The following is a 16,712-nucleotide window of genomic DNA, read 5'->3' on the forward strand; positions in this document are numbered from 1 at the left end:
GCTCATCCCCGTTCGTACTTGAGAAAGGGGGTCAGCGTCCCGATGCGGTCATAAAGCTTGCGGGCTTCGGTGTTGGTGTCCTGCGTCGACCAGTAGACGGACGGCGCACCAGCCGCATCAGCGGCGGCATAGACACCTTCGATCAGTTTGCGGCCAATGCCCTGACCGCGCACGGACGGATCGGCATAGAGGTCTTGCAGATAGCAGGTGTTCTCGATCTTCCACCCATGGCGGTGGAACAGAAAATGGGTCAACCCCACTAGCTTGCCCCGCAATTCGGCGACAAGGCCGTTGTAGTCTTGGGGGTCATTGCCAATCAGGCGTGAAAAATAGGTGTCAAAAACGTCTTTGGGACGGGATGTGCCGTAAAATGCGAGATACGCCGCCCACAGATCATCCCATTGCGGACGATCCGACAAAGATAAAGGGCGCACAACAAGTGCGTCTGAACCGGTCATTGATACTGCCTGCCTGCCTTTTAGCATATTGGATGCGGGCGTTTTCGCCTCTCATCACGGTCAAGGTATGGAGCATTGAAGGCAAAAGAAAGACATTTTATCCACAACGCCGCCCCAAGTCGGGGCGAGCGCCGTGAATGTGACCGAAAAGACTCGCCCAGATTGAGCGAAGGTGACGCAGGCCGCGTCTACGTCAGCGTTGGCTGCGCGCCATGAAGGCAAGACGCTCAAACAGGTGCACATCCTGTTCATTCTTGAGCAGCGCGCCATGCAGTTTGGGCAGGGCATTCGCCCCGCCAGATTTCAGGTCTTCGGCGCTCATGTCTTCGGCCAGCAGCAGTTTCAGCCAGTCGAGCACCTCAGAGGTCGAGGGCTTCTTCTTGAGGCCCTGCTGGTCGCGGATCTCAAAGAACTGGGTGAGGGCAGTTGTCAGGAGCGCCTCTTTGATGCCGGGATGGTGGACTTCGACGATCTGTTTCATCGTCTCCATGTCCGGAAAGCGGATGTAGTGAAAGAAACAGCGGCGCAGGAAGGCGTCGGGCAATTCCTTTTCGTTGTTCGAGGTGATGATCACGACGGGCCGTTGGCGGGCCCGGATTGTGGCCCCGGTCTCGTAGACAAAGAACTCCATCTTATCGAGCTCTTGCAGCAAGTCGTTTGGAAATTCGATGTCGGCCTTGTCGATCTCGTCGATCAGGAGAACGACTTTCTCGTCGGCCTCGAACGCCTCCCAAAGCTTGCCTTTTTTGATGTAGTTCGCGACGTCGTGGACCTTGTCCTCGCCCAGCTGGCTGTCGCGCAGGCGCGACACGGCATCGTATTCATAAAGCCCCTGTTGCGCGCGGGTGGTGGATTTGATGTTCCATTCGATCAGGCGCAAACCCAGGCTGCGGGCCACCTGTTTGGCCAGTTCCGTTTTGCCGGTGCCGGGCTCGCCTTTGACCAGCAGGGGTCTTTCAAGAGTGACGGCTGCGTTGACGGCGATGGTCAGGTCGTCGGTTGCGACATAGGCGTCTGTGCCTTGGAATTTCATGTGGGATCATCCTGTTGCGGAGCGTTATGCGTCAGGGATGTTTTAGCCAAACTGTGAGGGGAATGGGTAGTGACAATCCCCGGTGCCTCGGATAGACGCAGCGACAGGGAGCTGGTTGGGGCAGTACACTGAAGACCTTAGGGGACCTTTGATGGCCAACATCAGTCGAATTGAGGGGAAGCAAATGAAACAGGAAGTGTTCTTGCCAGACGATTATCGTCCGGCCGAAGACGAGCCGTTCATGAACGACCGGCAAGTCGAGTATTTTCGCCGCAAGCTGCTGAACTGGAAGTCCGAGTTGCTGGCGGGCAGCCGCGACACCATCGAGGGCCTGCAGGACGGGACGCGCAACATTCCGGACGTGGCCGACCGCGCCAGCGAAGAAACGGACCGCGCGCTGGAGCTGCGCACGCGGGACCGCCAGCGCAAACTGGTCGCCAAGATCGACAGCGCCTTGCGCCGGATCGACGAGGGCGAATACGGCTATTGCTCGGTCACCGGGGAACCGATTTCGCTGAAGCGTCTGGATGCCCGTCCGATCGCCACCATGAGCCTCGAGGCGCAAGAACGTCACGAGCGCCGCGAGAAGGTCCACCGCGACGACTGAGGGGTTAACGCGGCGTACGGTGGCCGATTGCGCCTCGGAGCGTTAAAAACGTGCATTTTTAGGTATGAAAGTGTACGTTCCGCGGGACGCGAAACCCCTTCAAAAGAGTTGAATTTTGGAAACTGTGCAGTTTGACACCCAAACTGCGCAGTTTTTCTTTTCCGACGGGTTAACTTTCGCTTTACCCATGGGGCCGCGTTAACGTTTGCCGGGATGCGTTAACTCTTGGGTAAGACGCCGGGTTCTTGCCGGGGAGGGTGGCGTTACCCGCTCTAGGCCGTCCGTCGAGTGGCTACCTTATATGGCGTGCGGAACCAAAGAGACGCTGAGATGTCAGTGAGGGGCACTTTGGGTCATTGCGGCAGTTGTGGATGCAGCGAAAGTCGGCTTTGAGCCCTTACCTACCAAATGCTGCGCAATACTCGAATGTCTGCTTTTGGTTTGGCCAGTTTTCTTTTGCTGACCAAACCAAGCTTTGAAATTAGGCAATCACGTTGTGTTGGGGGCCGTAAGGGAAACCCGTGATATTCCCGTTGCCGTCTTCGGTGATGATCAGGATATCATGCTCGCGATACCCACCAGCGCCGGGCTGACCTTCAGGGATTGTCAGCATCGGTTCCATGGAAATGACCATGCCTGGCTCCAGAACCGTGTCGATGTCTTCGCGCAGTTCCAACCCTGCCTCGCGGCCATAATAATGGCTCAGCACACCGAATGAATGACCGTAGCCAAAGGTGCGGTATTGCAGCAGATCGTGCTCGTCAAAGAATTCGTTGACCCTGTGGGCCACCTCACCGCAGGACGCACCGGGCTTGAGCAGGCTCATGCCATATTCATGGGCTGCGACATTTGCCTCCCAGATTGCAAGGCTCGCGTCGTCGACCGTTTCGACAAAGAGCGTGCGCTCCAGCGCTGTGTAGTAGCCCGAAATCATCGGGAAGGTGTTGAGACTGAGGATATCACCGCGCTGCAACACCCGCCCCGTGACGGGGTTGTGTGCGCCATCGGTGTTTATGCCCGATTGGAACCAGACCCAGGTGTCGCGGTACTCGGCATCCGGAAAGCGCCGAGCGATCTCCAGCTCCATGGCATCGCGACCGGCCATGGCCACATCGATCTCGCGCACGCCAGCCTTGATCGCATCGCGGATTGCGTAACCACCCACATCGGCCACTGCGGCCCCGACGCGGATCAATGCAAGCTCTGCCGGAGACTTGTGGAACCGCTGCGTCATTGTAGCCAGTGCAATGTCGACCGTTTTTGACGGGGCCAGGAAGTCATCCAGAAGCGCCTTCTGTGCGATGGAGATGTGGTCTCCTTCGAACCCGATCGCTTTGCCCGGTCCTGTGACCGACAGGATGGCGCGCCAGTAATTGTTCCGCTGCCAATCGGTGTAGGTGATGTTGTCGCCATAGCTTCGCCGCCAGGGTTGTGCCGCGTCGATCCCGGCGCTGAAGGTCACGGTCTCAGTCGCGGTCACAACCTGCGCATAGGGCCGCCCAAACGCGCAGTAAAGAAAACCGGAATAGTAGGCGACATTGTGCATCGAGGTCAGCACAACGGCATCAATGCCTTCGTCCGCCATAATGGCACGAAGCCCAGCCAGGCGCGCCTCGTATTCGGCATCAGCAAAGGGCAGGACCTTTTCGCCCTGGTGGAAACGGTGAAAATCGGGGCGTGCGAGCCCGGCCATTTTGGATGTTCCGTCCATCGGTTCACTCCTGTTCAGGCCGTCTGGTCGGATCGGGAGTGCGCCTATTCGCTCAGGTCACCTTCCCTCACCGCAATAACGGCAAAGCAAGATCCCGGCGTTCAGGATGGGGGATTGAGATTTCCGACATCGGATCGTCGGCGGCGACGCCATCGCCTATCTCCTCTTCGTCTATAGATCGCACAAGCAGACTGAATCAATAGCCGTGAAAGAAAGCGGACATTCCTTGCAAGACGCTTGGTGTCCGCTTCGTCCCGCAAAGCAGTCATTTGCGTTGGGTACCAGACTTGCGGTGCCGGCGCTGCGGGCGTTTGGGAGTGCCAGCGGGCTATCCCTTGGCGCGGGACAGCATGCCGAAAAGGTCGCGCGGGTCGTCCGGATCGGCCAACAGGTCGAGCGGGTGGAAAAACGCCGTGTTGCGCACCTGGTCGCGTACGAAACGCAGGGCGGAAAAGTCCTCGATAGCGAAGCCCACGCTGTCGAAGATGGTGATCTGGCGGTCTGAGGTGCGGCCCTGCGCCTGTCCGGCGAGCACTTGCCAGATTTCGGTGACGGGATGATCGTCGGGCAGTTGCTGGATGTCGCCTTCGATCCGGGTCTGGGGCGGGTATTCCACAAAGATGTCGCCACGGGTCAGGATGCCGGGCGCGATCTCGGTCTTGCCGGGGCAGTCGCCGCCGATGGCGTTGATGTGCACGCCTGCGCCAACCATGTTGTCGGTCAGGATGGTGGCGTGGGCCTTGTCCGCCGTGCAGGTGGTGAGGATCTGCGCGCCTTCGATGGCATCCTCGGGTGAGGTGCAGGTGGTCACGGTGAGGCCCGTGCCTGCGAGGTTGTGGGCGCATTTGGCCGTCGCGCCTGCGTCGATGTCGTAGAGCCGGACATGGGTGACACCGGCAATGGCCATCATAGCGAGGCTTTGGAATTCGGACTGTGCGCCGTTGCCGATCATGGCCATGGTGGTGGCGCCGCGTGGTGCGAGCGCCTTGGCGACCAGAGCGGATGTGGCCGCCGTGCGCAGTGCTGTGAGCAGGGTCATTTCCGTCAGCAGGACGGGGTAGCCGGTGTCCACGTCCGCCAGCAGGCCAAAGGCGGTCACGGTTTGCAGGCCTTCGGACGTGTTCTTGGGGTGGCCGTTCACATATTTGAAGCCATAGGTTTCGCCGTCGGATGTGGGCATCAGTTCGATCACACCTTCGGCGGAATGGCTGGCGACGCGCGGTGTTTTGTCGAACTGTTCCCAGCGGGCGAAGTCATCCGCGATATAGGTCGAGAGGCCGCGCAGCATGTCGGGCAGGCCGACGTGGTGGATCAGTTGCATCATGTGGTCGACGGAAACAAACGGAACGAGGGCTTTGTCGGAGGGCGTCAGCATGGCGGGTCCTTTCAGTAGGCGCGGGTGGGGCGGTCAAAGACGCGGCGGCCAAAGGCAGAGGCGGTCAGGTCCACCATGGTTTGCGCCGTGCGTCCGCGTTCATCGAGGAAGGGGTTCAGCTCGACCAGGTCAAGCGAGGTGAGGCGGCCGCTGTCGCAGATCATCTCCATCACCAGGTGGGCCTCGCGCATGGTGGCACCGCCGGGCACGGTTGTGCCAACGGCGGGGGCCACGGCCGGGTCGAGAAAGTCCACATCGAGCGACACGTGCAGCAGGCCATTCGCGGCGGTCACACGGTCGAGAAAGGCGGACAGCGGTTTGGCGATGCCATGTTCGTCGATGTGGCGCATGTCGACATAGGTGATGTCCGTGTCTTCGAGGGCGGCGCGTTCGGCGCGGTCAACAGACCGCAGGCCCAGCATGGCGATCTGATTGTGTGGCACTGGGTGCGGCACGTCCGGGAACCCGTCGAACCCGGCGCGGCCCGTGATGTAGCCAACCGGGGTGCCGTGCAGGTTGCCCGAGGCGGATGTGTCGGGCGTGTGGTAGTCGGTGTGGGCGTCCAGCCAGAGGACAAAGAGCGGGCGGCCACGCTCTGCCGCATGTGCGGCGATGCCGTGGACCGTGCCCAGTGACAGGGCGTGATCACCGCCCATGAAGATGGGCAGGTCGGTGTCGCTGGCGGCATGTGCGGCGCGTGACAGTGCCTGCGTCCAGGCAATCGTTTCTTCACGCGCGTGCAGACGTTCGTGTGCCTGTGCGGTGAACGGGTCGGGGCCGATATTGCCCGTGTCGCGCACGGTGTGGCCCAGATCCTGCAATGCCTCCGACAGGCCAGCCGTGCGGTAGGCGTCGGGGCCCATCAGGCATCCGCGTCTGCGTTTGCCACAATCCAGCGGTACGCCGATCAGGGTAATGTTTTGACTTTGCATCTGGGCCTCCTGTGGTCTGCCTTGGATGTCTGCTCAAAGCGTTGCGTGGACAAGCGGACAATTTGTGCGTATCGGAACCGAAATAGACAAAACGGAGCCAAATTATGGACGATACGGACAGTCGGTTGATTTCTGTGCTGCGCCATGACGCGCGGGCGTCGCTGTCGGATCTGTCACAGCGGCTTGGCCTGTCACGGACCACCGTGCGCGCGCGGCTGGAGAAATTGCAGGCGCGGGGGGATGTGCTTGGCTATACTGTGGTGCTGCGCGAGGACACGTTGCGGGACCCTGTGCGCGGGTTGATGATGATCGGCATCGAGGGGCGCGGCACCGAGCGAATCATACGCCAGTTGCAGGGCATGACAGAGGTGCGGGCGGTACATTCCACCAACGGTCGTTGGGATGTGATTGTCGAGATCGGGACCGACACGCTGGAGAGCTTTGACGCGGTTCTGTTTCGCATTCGCAGGCTGGACGGCGTGGTTGCAAGCGAGACGTCGTTGCTGTTGTCGACGCGCAAATCGGCCTAGCGGCGCAGCGCCTGCACCCAGAGAAGGGCGAGGCCAAGCGAGAGGACCATGTTCCATCCCGCCATGCTTAGCCCGGCAAATTCCCATGCGATGTCGTCGCAGCGGACCAGGGGGGCCGTCATGATCTGGTCAAAGAGCGCGTCTGCGTCGAGGCTGCCCACGGGGCCGGAGGTGCAGGTGCTGGGCCCTTCCCACCAGCCTTGTTCCACGCCCACGTGATAGCCGCCGACACCGGCGGTCGCCAGTGCGGCCAGCGCGCCCAGTGCCAAAAGTGCGGGCGCAGGGACAAAGAGGGCCAGCGCGCCGATCGCGATGGCGATCACGTGGGGGTATCGCTGCCAGATGCACATTTTGCACGGCGCAAGGCCGCCCAGGTGTTGAAAGGCAAACGCCCCAAGGAGCAGGGCCAGCGAACCGCCCGCGGCGGCAAGGGTATAGTGTGATCTCGTCATAGCGCGCCCACGGCCAGAAAACCGCCCACGAGGAGCAGGATGAACAGAATGAACATCAATCCCAGGCGGCGTTCAATAAAGTCGCGGATGGGTGCGCCGAAATACCACAACAGGCCCGCGACGACAAAGAAGCGCAAGCCGCGTGCGATGATGGAGGTGACGATAAAGGTGGCCAGCGACATGCCGGTCCAGCCGGACATGATGGTGATGACCTTGTAGGGAAAGGGCGTGATCCCCGCGGTCAGCACGGCCCAGAACCCCAGATCGTTAAAGCGGATGTTAAATTCGGCCATCGCGTCAGCCTTGCCCAATGCGGCGAGTATGGGTTGGCCCAGCGTGTCAAAGGCCAGCGCGCCAATGGCGTAGCCCAGGAGGCCGCCGAGCACGGACGCAACCAGCGCGGTGCCGGCAATCAGCCATGCGCGGTGCGGTGCGGCAAGGATCATGGGGATCATCAGCACATCCGGCGGGATCGGAAAGACCGAGCTTTCCACAAAGGCGACGATGGCCAGGATCCACAGAGCGCGGGGGTGGTCGGCCCAGGCCATGGTCCAACTGTAAAGACGATGTAACATGAGCGGGGCCAGACCACGCAGACCGTCACAGGTCAAGTCGGATTGCGCTTGCCCCTGCCGTGCCAGTTCGCTAATCGGGGGTTCTGAGGCCCAAGTGGCGGAATGGTAGACGCAGGGGATTCAAAATCCCCCGCCTTTGCGGGCGTGCCGGTTCGAGTCCGGCCTTGGGTACCAAGGGTTTTCAGTGGCTTAGCCCCACGTGTTGGGGCGGCCATTTTTCTCTATAGTCAGACGGTTCCACATCACGATTCATTCGTGTTCTGGTCGGAACTGCCGTGCAGTGCAAAAACGGGAAAATGGCCTTGAACGTCCGCTCGGCTGATTTTCACCATTGCTTGCTCAAGGTCTTCCAGCAGCCCGAAGTGGACATCGGGTCTGGCCAGTGAGGTGACCGAAGGGCGGACTATGCTGCCTTTCGATTGTTCTGTGCGAAGGTCGGCTATACCAGCCTAAGGGCGGAGCTTGATCGGAAGATGCTCGGTTCGCAACAGAGCGAGTTGGTTTCATTACTATTCTTCGCGCTCTTTGCGCCATTTGAACCCGTAGAACAAAGCCTGAAGCGGAAAACCAACACAGCAAGTCGCCAGGAATAGAGGGCCTTTGCCCCTGTTCCACTGCAAAATGTCGTCATACCAGATCAAACATGCAACAATTGCCAAACTACCGATGATTGCCGTTCTTATGGTCTTTTGTTTGTTTGACGATCTCTTCCAGTTGAGTTCCATGTCGGCAACTTGATTCACCTTAACCTCTATGGGAGACTTTTGCGCACTGCGCAGAAATTCGCAAGAAGGGCTCTCTCCAGGCGTTTGCTGCATAACTGTGCAATGTCTGCGTCCTGCGCACCGCAGACAATAGTGCCAGGGACAGTGGCACACAGTGTGGGTTCAACTTGGCCCGAGGCATGACAAAGAGGCAATAGAGCGCCGATCTCTCCGGTTCGGCCCGCGACGGCCATCTGCGGTTTAGCCGGACAGGTGTCCGGCATTTCCAAACCAAAAGAGCAAACGTGCGGCAACGACAGCACCAACGCGCCGTAAGAGCCCGCTTCGAGGCACCGTCAAAGCGTTGTCTCGGGCGATTGGGAGGAGATTGGCGCCGGGTCCGGGGCTGGCGACCAAATGCTGGACGTCCCTTGAGGCGTGACAGTGATGACGGCTATTTCGCGGCGCTGGTCAACTTCCGCTGCATGGCGCATGCGGTCTGGAGCACCGAAGAAGCGGTGGCGAAAATTCAGGCGGCGTCCTGAGTATTGCAAGAGAATGATCCTATCCCGCGCGCTGCGGGGGAGGTCACCTGGGTGCAGCCAGCGGACTTGATCGCGGCGGCGCCCCTTTTTGTCCCGACATTCATGACTTGTGACGCGGTCCGGCCGTGGGGTTTGTGCGCTCTGTGAGCGGGGCCAAGGCCTGCGGGGCGATTGATCATGGTTAACGCGTCAATGCGTTTTGTCTCAGGCCACCGTAGCGAGCGGACATCCGCCCGCGTTCGATTCGCTAAATGTGGCGTGGCGCGGAGTGATTCTTCGACAATCTAGGCAAATTTTGGGTATTGGACAGAAATTAAGGACAGGTTGAGCCAGAAACCTGCCACAAAATTGCCGCCAGACGGGTTCGACTATTGTTTCAGGAACGGAAACCGGGCGTTGAATCGCATTTGAGCGAAAAACAGCACAAATCCTTGCAACACGGGAAGTTCCGCCGATTTCCGCCGATTTTGCAATTCATGATGCGCGAAATGATGCTACCGTCGGTTGTGTATTGTCCACATTCGGTCCCGTTTGTTCAGTTTTCGTTGAGCGAATAGTGACTTTTTTCGGACATTTTTCCCTTTGTTTGCGTCAAACCTGACCGTAAGAACATCCCTGCCCAACTGGGGGGCGATGTCTGTAGGTCACGGGGGCGACCGCACAAGACGTGCCGAAAAGGTACGAGAACTGTGTGTTCGCTGCGTTGCATTGCAACGATTGCTGAACGTGCGCGTGTCGATTGATTTCGGCGCATGCGTAAGCCGTGCTGGCGCATATTCTCTCCTCTTCGCGTGTTGTGTGTGGGTCGCCCAAGTTGCCGTTGCATCGCTGCCTTTGGGTTTTGAGTGAGTGAATGATGGAGATGGCTATGTGCCGATTTTTGCAATCCAGGATGCGCACCGGCTTTGGGGGCCGCGGTGCACTGTGCGCGCACACGTCCATGCCCGTCTCTTCAACCCCTATTTTTTACCCGGCCGCGTTGCGCGCCGTCAGCAACAACGCCTAGGAGACCCATCCAATGACCAAATTTATTGATTTCAATAATCTCGCCACCGGCACTGTCGTAGACAACGAATTCGCCGCTGAAGGAGTGACCATCTCGGCCATCGGTGGGTCCAACAAGGCAATGACCTTTAACACCGCTCTCCCGACAGGTGGCGACGACGATCTGGAGACGACGAACCTGAACCAGGCGTTGATCATCTCGGAAGACGGCGACAGCAATGATCCAGACGACGAAGCGCATGGCGGCACGCTGCGCTTTGTGTTCGACGAGCCGTCGACAGTGAACCGTCTGACCTTCCTCGACATCGAGGAAAGCGCGTGGGTGAAATTCTACGATACCAACGGCCATTTCATCAAACAGGTGGATGTGCACGGTGTGGGCAACAACGGCCAGCGCATTGTCGATTTCGACGTCGACAACGTGGGTCGGATGGACGTGATCCTGGGCGGGTCGGGTGCAATCGACAATCTGGTGTTCGACACAACGGGTGACGGCATCGTCGAAGGCGACAACACCGGCAACCTGATCGACACCAACTTTGACGGCGACCCAGAGGGTGACCGCATTGATGCGAATGACGAGATCCTGGCGGGCGAAGGCCCCAATGACGACATCGTCGACGCGCTGGGTGGCAACGACACCGTCAAGGCGGGCGAAGGCAATGATGACGTCTATGCGGGGTCGGGCAACGACGACGTGCAGGGCGGCAACGGCAACGACCTGATCTTTGGCGACAGCAACTATGCTGGCGAAAACGCAGGCGTCACCGAGCGCGAAGTGTTCGAGTGGGAAAAATCGCCCTTTGGTGACGGCAACAATGTTGGCGGGTTCACGCAGGACACAGGCAACGTGGATGTCACATTCTCGGTGCTGCAACAGTCTGCGGCATCGCGCACGATCCAGTCGGATGACCGCCAGAACATCGCCAACATCGATGGCGACGGCAACGCGATCGACAACAACAGCTCGCTCGACAACATCCTGAACGGGCACGGCAATTCGGCTGACTACCAGCTCGACTTCTCTGCTCCGGTGGAAGATGTGTCGTTCCGCGTGAACGACATCGACGGCGACGGCGTGGTCCGCATCAAAGCGTTTGACGCGGCGGGCAACCAGATCGAAGTCAACCTGGAAGGCGGCGACCGCCTGACACTGCTGGACACCGACGGTGTGGCTGGCAACGACACGGCTGACAGCAATGGCGGCTACCTCGAGGACACATCGCAGCAGTATTCGCTGCTGGTGAGCATTCCCGGTCCGGTGGCGCGTATCGTCATCGAGCACGACCAGGATGGTGGAAACAACAGCGGCATTAACATCACCGACGTCTACTTTGACGCGCCCATCGCGGATGCAGGTGTGGCGGGCAACGACACGCTGGACGGCGGCGAAGGCGACGACACCATTTTCGGTGAAGACGGCAACGACTCGATCACGGGTGCGGGTGGCAACGATTCCCTCGAAGGGGGCGACGGCAACGACCGCATCTTTGGCGGTGCGGGCAATGACACGCAGATCGGTGGTGACGGCAACGACACGCTGGGTGGCGCAGACTTTGGCGATGACTTGTTCATCGGCGGCGCGGGCGACGACATGGTCGAAGCCTCGTTCGGCAACGACACCATCGACGGCGGCACCGGCAATGACGACCTGTGGGCCTCGGCGGACAATGACCTGGTCAACGGTGGCGACGGCAACGACAACATCTATGGCGGCCACGGCAAGGACACGCTGTTTGGCGACGCGGATGACGACACCATTTCGGGCGGTTCGGATGCGGACACCATCGACGGTGGGTCGGGCAACGACTCGATCTTTGGTGACGGCAACTTCAAGGACGACACCGGCCCCGGCGGTGCAGACCTGATCACAGGTGGCACAGGCGACGACACCATCGACGGCATGGTCGGCAACGACACCCTCAAGGGTGAAGATGGCGACGATGTGCTGATCGGCGGCGACGGCAATGACCGTCTCGAAGGTGGCCGTGACAACGACGTGCTGGACGGTGGTGCAGATCGCGACATCCTGCTGGGTGGCTCGGGCAACGACACCGCGTTTGGTGGCGACGGCAACGACGAGATCTGGATGGGGTCGGGCGACGACTCGGTCGATGGCGGCAACGACAACGACTGGATCCACGGTCAGGGCGGCAACGACACGCTGAACGGTGACGCGGGCAACGACATGGTGTTCGGTGAAGCCGGCGACGATGTGTTGTCCGGCGGCGAAGGCAACGACACCCTGTCGGGTGGCGACGATGCCGACACTATCTTTGGTGGTGCGGGTGACGTGGTTGATGGTGGTGCAGGTGGTTTTAACGCCAACCCTGCTCTGAACACCGACCTCGACGTGCTGGACCTGACGGGTCAAGGGCCATTCTTCCTCGACAACGTGACACCGGACGCAAACGGCAACGGCATCAACGGCACCGTGGTGTTCGTGGATGGCGCGGGCAACCCCAACGGTCTGACGCTGACCTTCACCGAGATCGAAGAAGTTGTCGGTGACGAGATCAACCGCGGCCCCGATGCGGCGGACGACACAGCGACCGTAGACGAAGACGGCAGCGTCGACATCGACGTTCTGGGCAACGACAGCGATCCCGATGGCGATCCGCTGGAAGTGACCGATGCCACATCGCCTGATGGTGACGTGACCATCAATGCCGACGGTTCGCTGACATTTGAGCCGAACGAGAACTTCAACGGTCCAACCACGATCACTTACACCGTCTCCGACGGCAACGGCGGCACCGACACGGCAACCGTCAACGTCACTGTGAACCCGGTCAACGACGCACCCGATGCGGTCAACGACACGGCCACAACTGACGAAGACACGCCCGTCACCATCGACGCACTGTTCAACGACACGGATGTGGACGGCGACGCGCTGACAATCACGGGGGCTTCGGTGCCTGCGGATCAGGGCACGGTCGAGGTTGTGGGCAACGAGTTGTTGTTCACGCCTGCCGAGAACTTCAACGGCGTGGCCACGATCTCTTATGCGATCAGCGACGGCAACGGCGGCACAGACACAGCCGAGGTTATGGTCACCGTGAACCCGGTGAACGATGATCCGGTTGCCGTGGACGACTTGGCCGATACCATGGAAGACGAAGCGGTTGTGGTCGATCTGATCGGCAACGACACGGATGTGGACGGCGACCCGCTGGACATCGGCTCTGTGTCCGTACCGGCGGATCAGGGGTCTGTTGTCGACAATGGCGACGGCACCGTGACCTTTACACCTGCGCCGAACTTCAACGGCACAGCCACCATCACCTACACTGTGGTGGACGGCCAAGGCGGTGAAGACACAGGCGAAGCCATCGTGAACGTGGGCGCGGTCAATGACGGCCCCGATGCGGTCAACGACACTGCGACCACGGACGAAGACACGCCTGTGACCATCGATGCGGTTGGCAATGACACCGACCCGGACGGCGATCCGCTGACCATCACAGGTGCAACCGTGCCTGCGGATCAGGGCACCGTGGACATCGTGGACAACAAGCTGGTGTTCACGCCTGCCGAGAACTTCAACGGCGAAGCAACGATCACCTATGCCATCACCGACGGCAATGGCGGAACAGACACAGCCGAAGTTGCTGTGACAGTGAACCCCGTCAACGACGATCCGGTGGCTGTGGACGATCTTGAGACCACCGACGAAGACGTGGCCGTGGTTGTTGACCTCTTGGGCAATGACACGGACGTGGACGGCGATACGCTGGAACTGGGCGATGTGTCCGTGCCTGCGGATCAGGGGTCTGTTGTCGACAATGGCGACGGCACGGTGACCTTTACACCTGCGCCGAACTTCAACGGCCCGGCGACCATCACCTATACCGTCATCGACGGGAATGGTGGGTCCGACACAGGCGAGGCCATCGTCTCGGTTGGGGCGGTCAACGACGGTCCTGTGGCTGTGGACGATGCGGATACCACAGAAGAAGACACGCCCGTCACCGTGAATGTCGTCGGCAACGACACAGATGCGGATGGCGATGTGCTCGAGGTGATCTCGGCCACCGTCCCGGCGGACCAGGGGACAGTTACCAACAACAATGACGGCACGCTGACCTTCAACCCCGCTGAGAACTTCAACGGCGAGGCCACGATCACCTACACGATCGCGGACGGCAACGGCGGCACGGACACAGGTGAGCTGGTTGTCACAGTCACACCTGTGAACGACGCACCCGAAGCCGAAGACGATGCGGCCACAACGCCCTTCAACACGGCGGTCGACATCCCCGTGCTGGCAAATGACAGCGATGTGGACGGTGATCCGCTGCGTGTGACCGAGGCCACCTCGCCTGATGGGGATGTGACCATCAACGCGGACGGCACGCTGACCTTTGAGCCGACACCCGGTTTCGAAGGACCTGCGACCATCAGCTATACCATCACCGATGACAATGGCGGCTTTGACACCGCTGAGGTGATCGTGACGGTCGAAGAGCAGCCGCTGGACGGCATCGTTTCGGGCACCGATGACGGTGAACTGATCGACGAAGACTATGTCGGCGATCCCGAAGGCGACATGGTCGACAACAACGATGAAATCCTGCCAGGCGAAGGCCCGAACGATGACATCATCGAAGCAGGCGGCGGCGACGACACCATCGTGGCTGGCGAAGGCAACGACGATGTGTTCGCAGGCGAAGGCAATGACCAGGTCCATGGCGGGCCGGGTGATGACATCCTGCGCGGCGAAGAAGGCGAAGACCTGATCAACGGCGGTGCTGGCGACGACACCATCGAAGGCGGTGACGACGACGACACCATCAACGGTGGTGACGGGTCCGACAGCATCGAAGGCGGCGACGGCAACGACAGCATCACGTCCAGCGATCCCGACAACGATCTGCGCATCGACAAGGGCTATCCGGGTCTGTTCACCGGCGAAGAGGGGACACCCGAAGCCGAGAACGAGCGTGACTTTGTTGACGGCGGTGCCGGTGACGACACCATCAGCACGGGCGACGACCGCGACACCATCGTGGGCGGCACGGGCGACGATGTGATCGACGGCGGTATCGACGACGACGAAATCACAGGTGACGAAGGTGCAGACCGCATCGTGGGTGGTGAAGGCGAGGACACGATCCTTGGCGGCATCGGCAACGACACGATCTATGCCGGCAACGATCCTGTGTTGGGTCTGGACGCGCTGAACATCGAGGACGACGGGTCCAACCCGTTTGGCCCCGATCTGCGCCCTGACAATGGCCGCGACTTCGTGGATGGTGGTGAAGGCGACGACCTGATCTTTGGTGCGGACGACGATGACACGCTGATCGGCGGCATCGGTAACGATACCATCGACGGCGAGATCGATGACGACTCCATCGACGGTGGCATCGGCGACGACAGCCTGCTGGGTGGTCAAGGCAACGACACCATCGAAGGCGGCGAAGGCAACGACACCATCGACGCAGGTGGTCAGGCCGACACTGTCTTTGGCGGCGAAGGCAACGACTCCATCATCGGTGGCAACGGCGCTGACGTGCTGAACGGCGGCGAAGGCAACGACACCATCGACGGCAGCACTGGTGACGACACCATCAACGGTGACGGCGGCAACGACAGCATCATCGGTTCGACCGGCGATGACGTGATCGACGGGGGTGCCGGCAACGACACCATCGACGGTGGCAACGGTGGCGCCGACATCATGTCTGGTGGCGACGATCAGGACACGTTCATCAACGTGAACGCTGGCGAAGAGGTCGACGGCAACGAAGGTGGCGACGACTTCGATACGCTGGATCTGCGCGGCTCGGCCCCTGGTGGCGGTTCGCTGAACGTGGTGTTCGATCCCACCAACCCTGAGAACGGTGTGGTCAACTACTTTGACACCAATGGTGACGCGGCGGGGTCCCTGACCTTTACCAACATCGAGAACGTCATCCCCTGCTTTACCCCCGGCACGCTGATTGCGACGCCGCAGGGTGAGCGCAAAGTCGAAGAGCTGGCCGTTGGTGACCGGATCATCACCCGCGACAACGGCATCCAGGAAGTACGCTGGGTCGGCCAACGCGCCATGTCCGGTGAAGAGCTGGCCCGCGCAGAACACCTGCGTCCGGTTCTGATCCAACAGGGTGCACTGGGCAACAACCTGCCAGAGCGTGACATGCTGGTATCGCCACAGCACCGTGTGCTGATGTCGAGCGACAAGACGGCGCTGTACTTTGACGAGAGCGAAGTTCTGGTCGCGGCCAAGCACCTGACGGGCATGGACGGTATTGACGTCGTGGACGTGTCGGAGACGACATATATCCACGTGATGTTCGACCAGCACGAGGTGATCCTGTCCGATGGCGCATGGACCGAAAGCTTCCAGCCTGGTGATCAGACACTGGCGTCGATGGGTGACGCGCAACGGGCCGAGATCCTGGAACTGTTCCCTGAACTGGAAACAGCCGAAGGTATCGAGGGTTACACCGCAGCACGCCGCAGCCTGAAAAAGCACGAAGCGCAACTGCTGACCTGATCAGCAAGCGCTTCGCGCACACTCAAAATATGTGCAGCATTCCCCGCGTGATTCGCGGGGGACGCGGGGAACGGGGCAGGGGGCTGCACCCGTTCTTCGTGTTTAATCCGCATAAATGCGTGGCATTGTTTCCAGTCCGAAACCGTATGGTGCTGCATTGCAGCACCATTTTGCCTCATTTAGGCCGAGGTTTACCAATCTGAACATTTTCCCCCTGAAATGCGACCGGATTTGAATTAATTCATATTGAGACGTGTTGACCCGTTGGGGGATGGCGAGA

10 protein-coding genes and 1 tRNA gene are annotated in these 16,712 nt (G+C 60.2%); 4 read left to right on the forward strand and 7 right to left on the reverse strand.

The window, feature by feature from the left end:
- Nucleotides 1-2: 2 nt before the first annotated feature.
- Together Q0936_RS17535 and Q0936_RS17540 are read right to left on the reverse strand one after the other, a co-directional pair.
- Nucleotides 3-458 carry a GNAT family N-acetyltransferase gene (locus Q0936_RS17535; RefSeq protein ID WP_299145679.1) on the reverse strand — a complete coding sequence of 152 codons (456 nt, stop codon included), beginning with the start codon at nucleotides 456-458 and terminating at the stop codon, nucleotides 3-5.
- 193 nt (nucleotides 459-651) lie between these two features.
- Complete coding sequence (locus Q0936_RS17540; RefSeq protein ID WP_299145681.1) at nucleotides 652-1,491, reverse strand: MoxR family ATPase; 840 nt, start codon at nucleotides 1,489-1,491, stop codon at nucleotides 652-654.
- A 184-nt stretch (nucleotides 1,492-1,675) separates the two neighbouring features.
- On the opposite strand from Q0936_RS17540, the gene dksA reads away from it, so the two are divergent.
- Complete coding sequence (dksA, locus tag Q0936_RS17545) at nucleotides 1,676-2,098, forward strand: RNA polymerase-binding protein DksA (protein WP_299145683.1); 423 nt, start codon at nucleotides 1,676-1,678, stop codon at nucleotides 2,096-2,098.
- 481 nt (nucleotides 2,099-2,579) lie between these two features.
- Here the strand turns inward: dksA and Q0936_RS17550 are convergent, their stop codons facing one another.
- The 3 genes from Q0936_RS17550 to rocF form a co-directional block, all read right to left on the reverse strand.
- Nucleotides 2,580-3,809 carry an aminopeptidase P family protein gene (locus tag Q0936_RS17550; RefSeq protein WP_299294232.1) on the reverse strand — a complete coding sequence of 410 codons (1,230 nt, stop codon included), beginning with the start codon at nucleotides 3,807-3,809 and terminating at the stop codon, nucleotides 2,580-2,582.
- Nucleotides 3,810-4,137: 328 nt separating this feature from the next.
- Entirely contained in the window at nucleotides 4,138-5,184 is a 1,047-nt protein-coding gene (locus Q0936_RS17555; RefSeq protein WP_299294234.1) for an ornithine cyclodeaminase, read from the reverse strand.
- Nucleotides 5,185-5,195: 11 nt separating this feature from the next.
- Nucleotides 5,196-6,116, reverse strand: coding sequence for an arginase (rocF, locus tag Q0936_RS17560; protein WP_299294236.1), 921 nt, complete (start codon nucleotides 6,114-6,116; stop codon nucleotides 5,196-5,198).
- A gap of 104 nt (nucleotides 6,117-6,220) precedes the next feature.
- On the opposite strand from rocF, the gene Q0936_RS17565 reads away from it, so the two are divergent.
- Entirely contained in the window at nucleotides 6,221-6,646 is a 426-nt protein-coding gene (locus Q0936_RS17565; protein ID WP_299145691.1) for an Lrp/AsnC family transcriptional regulator, read from the forward strand.
- Here Q0936_RS17565 and Q0936_RS17570 read toward each other — a convergent pair.
- Nucleotides 6,643-7,098, reverse strand: coding sequence for a disulfide bond formation protein B (locus Q0936_RS17570; protein WP_299294238.1), 456 nt, complete (start codon nucleotides 7,096-7,098; stop codon nucleotides 6,643-6,645). The genes Q0936_RS17565 and Q0936_RS17570 overlap by 4 nt on opposite strands.
- Nucleotides 7,095-7,673, reverse strand: coding sequence for a YqaA family protein (locus Q0936_RS17575; RefSeq protein WP_299294240.1), 579 nt, complete (start codon nucleotides 7,671-7,673; stop codon nucleotides 7,095-7,097). Before Q0936_RS17575 ends, Q0936_RS17570 begins: the two co-directional genes overlap by 4 nt.
- Nucleotides 7,674-7,761: 88 nt before the next feature.
- On the opposite strand from Q0936_RS17575, the gene Q0936_RS17580 reads away from it, so the two are divergent.
- Nucleotides 7,762-7,847, forward strand: a tRNA-Leu gene (locus tag Q0936_RS17580).
- Between the two features lie 2,093 nt (nucleotides 7,848-9,940).
- The gene (locus tag Q0936_RS17585; protein ID WP_299294665.1) at nucleotides 9,941-16,432 is read left to right on the forward strand and encodes a tandem-95 repeat protein; all 6,492 of its coding nucleotides are present in this window, start codon (nucleotides 9,941-9,943) and stop codon (nucleotides 16,430-16,432) included.
- The last annotated feature ends 280 nt before the right edge of the window (nucleotides 16,433-16,712 follow it).

The organism is uncultured Tateyamaria sp. (assembly GCF_947488715.1).
GTDB lineage: Bacteria > Pseudomonadota > Alphaproteobacteria > Rhodobacterales > Rhodobacteraceae > Tateyamaria.

Coding starts and splice junctions, on each gene's coding strand:
- rocF (WP_299294236.1), bottom strand. CDS start 6,116: ATGCAAAGTCAAAACATTACCCTGATCGGCGTACCGCTGGATTGTGGC.
- Q0936_RS17585 (WP_299294665.1), top strand. CDS start 9,941: ATGACCAAATTTATTGATTTCAATAATCTCGCCACCGGCACTGTCGTA.
- Q0936_RS17570 (WP_299294238.1), bottom strand. CDS start 7,098: ATGACGAGATCACACTATACCCTTGCCGCCGCGGGCGGTTCGCTGGCC.
- dksA (WP_299145683.1), top strand. CDS start 1,676: ATGAAACAGGAAGTGTTCTTGCCAGACGATTATCGTCCGGCCGAAGAC.
- Q0936_RS17565 (WP_299145691.1), top strand. CDS start 6,221: ATGGACGATACGGACAGTCGGTTGATTTCTGTGCTGCGCCATGACGCG.
- Q0936_RS17550 (WP_299294232.1), bottom strand. CDS start 3,809: ATGGACGGAACATCCAAAATGGCCGGGCTCGCACGCCCCGATTTTCAC.
- Q0936_RS17555 (WP_299294234.1), bottom strand. CDS start 5,184: ATGCTGACGCCCTCCGACAAAGCCCTCGTTCCGTTTGTTTCCGTCGAC.
- Q0936_RS17535 (WP_299145679.1), bottom strand. CDS start 458: ATGACCGGTTCAGACGCACTTGTTGTGCGCCCTTTATCTTTGTCGGAT.
- Q0936_RS17540 (WP_299145681.1), bottom strand. CDS start 1,491: ATGAAATTCCAAGGCACAGACGCCTATGTCGCAACCGACGACCTGACC.
- Q0936_RS17575 (WP_299294240.1), bottom strand. CDS start 7,673: ATGTTACATCGTCTTTACAGTTGGACCATGGCCTGGGCCGACCACCCC.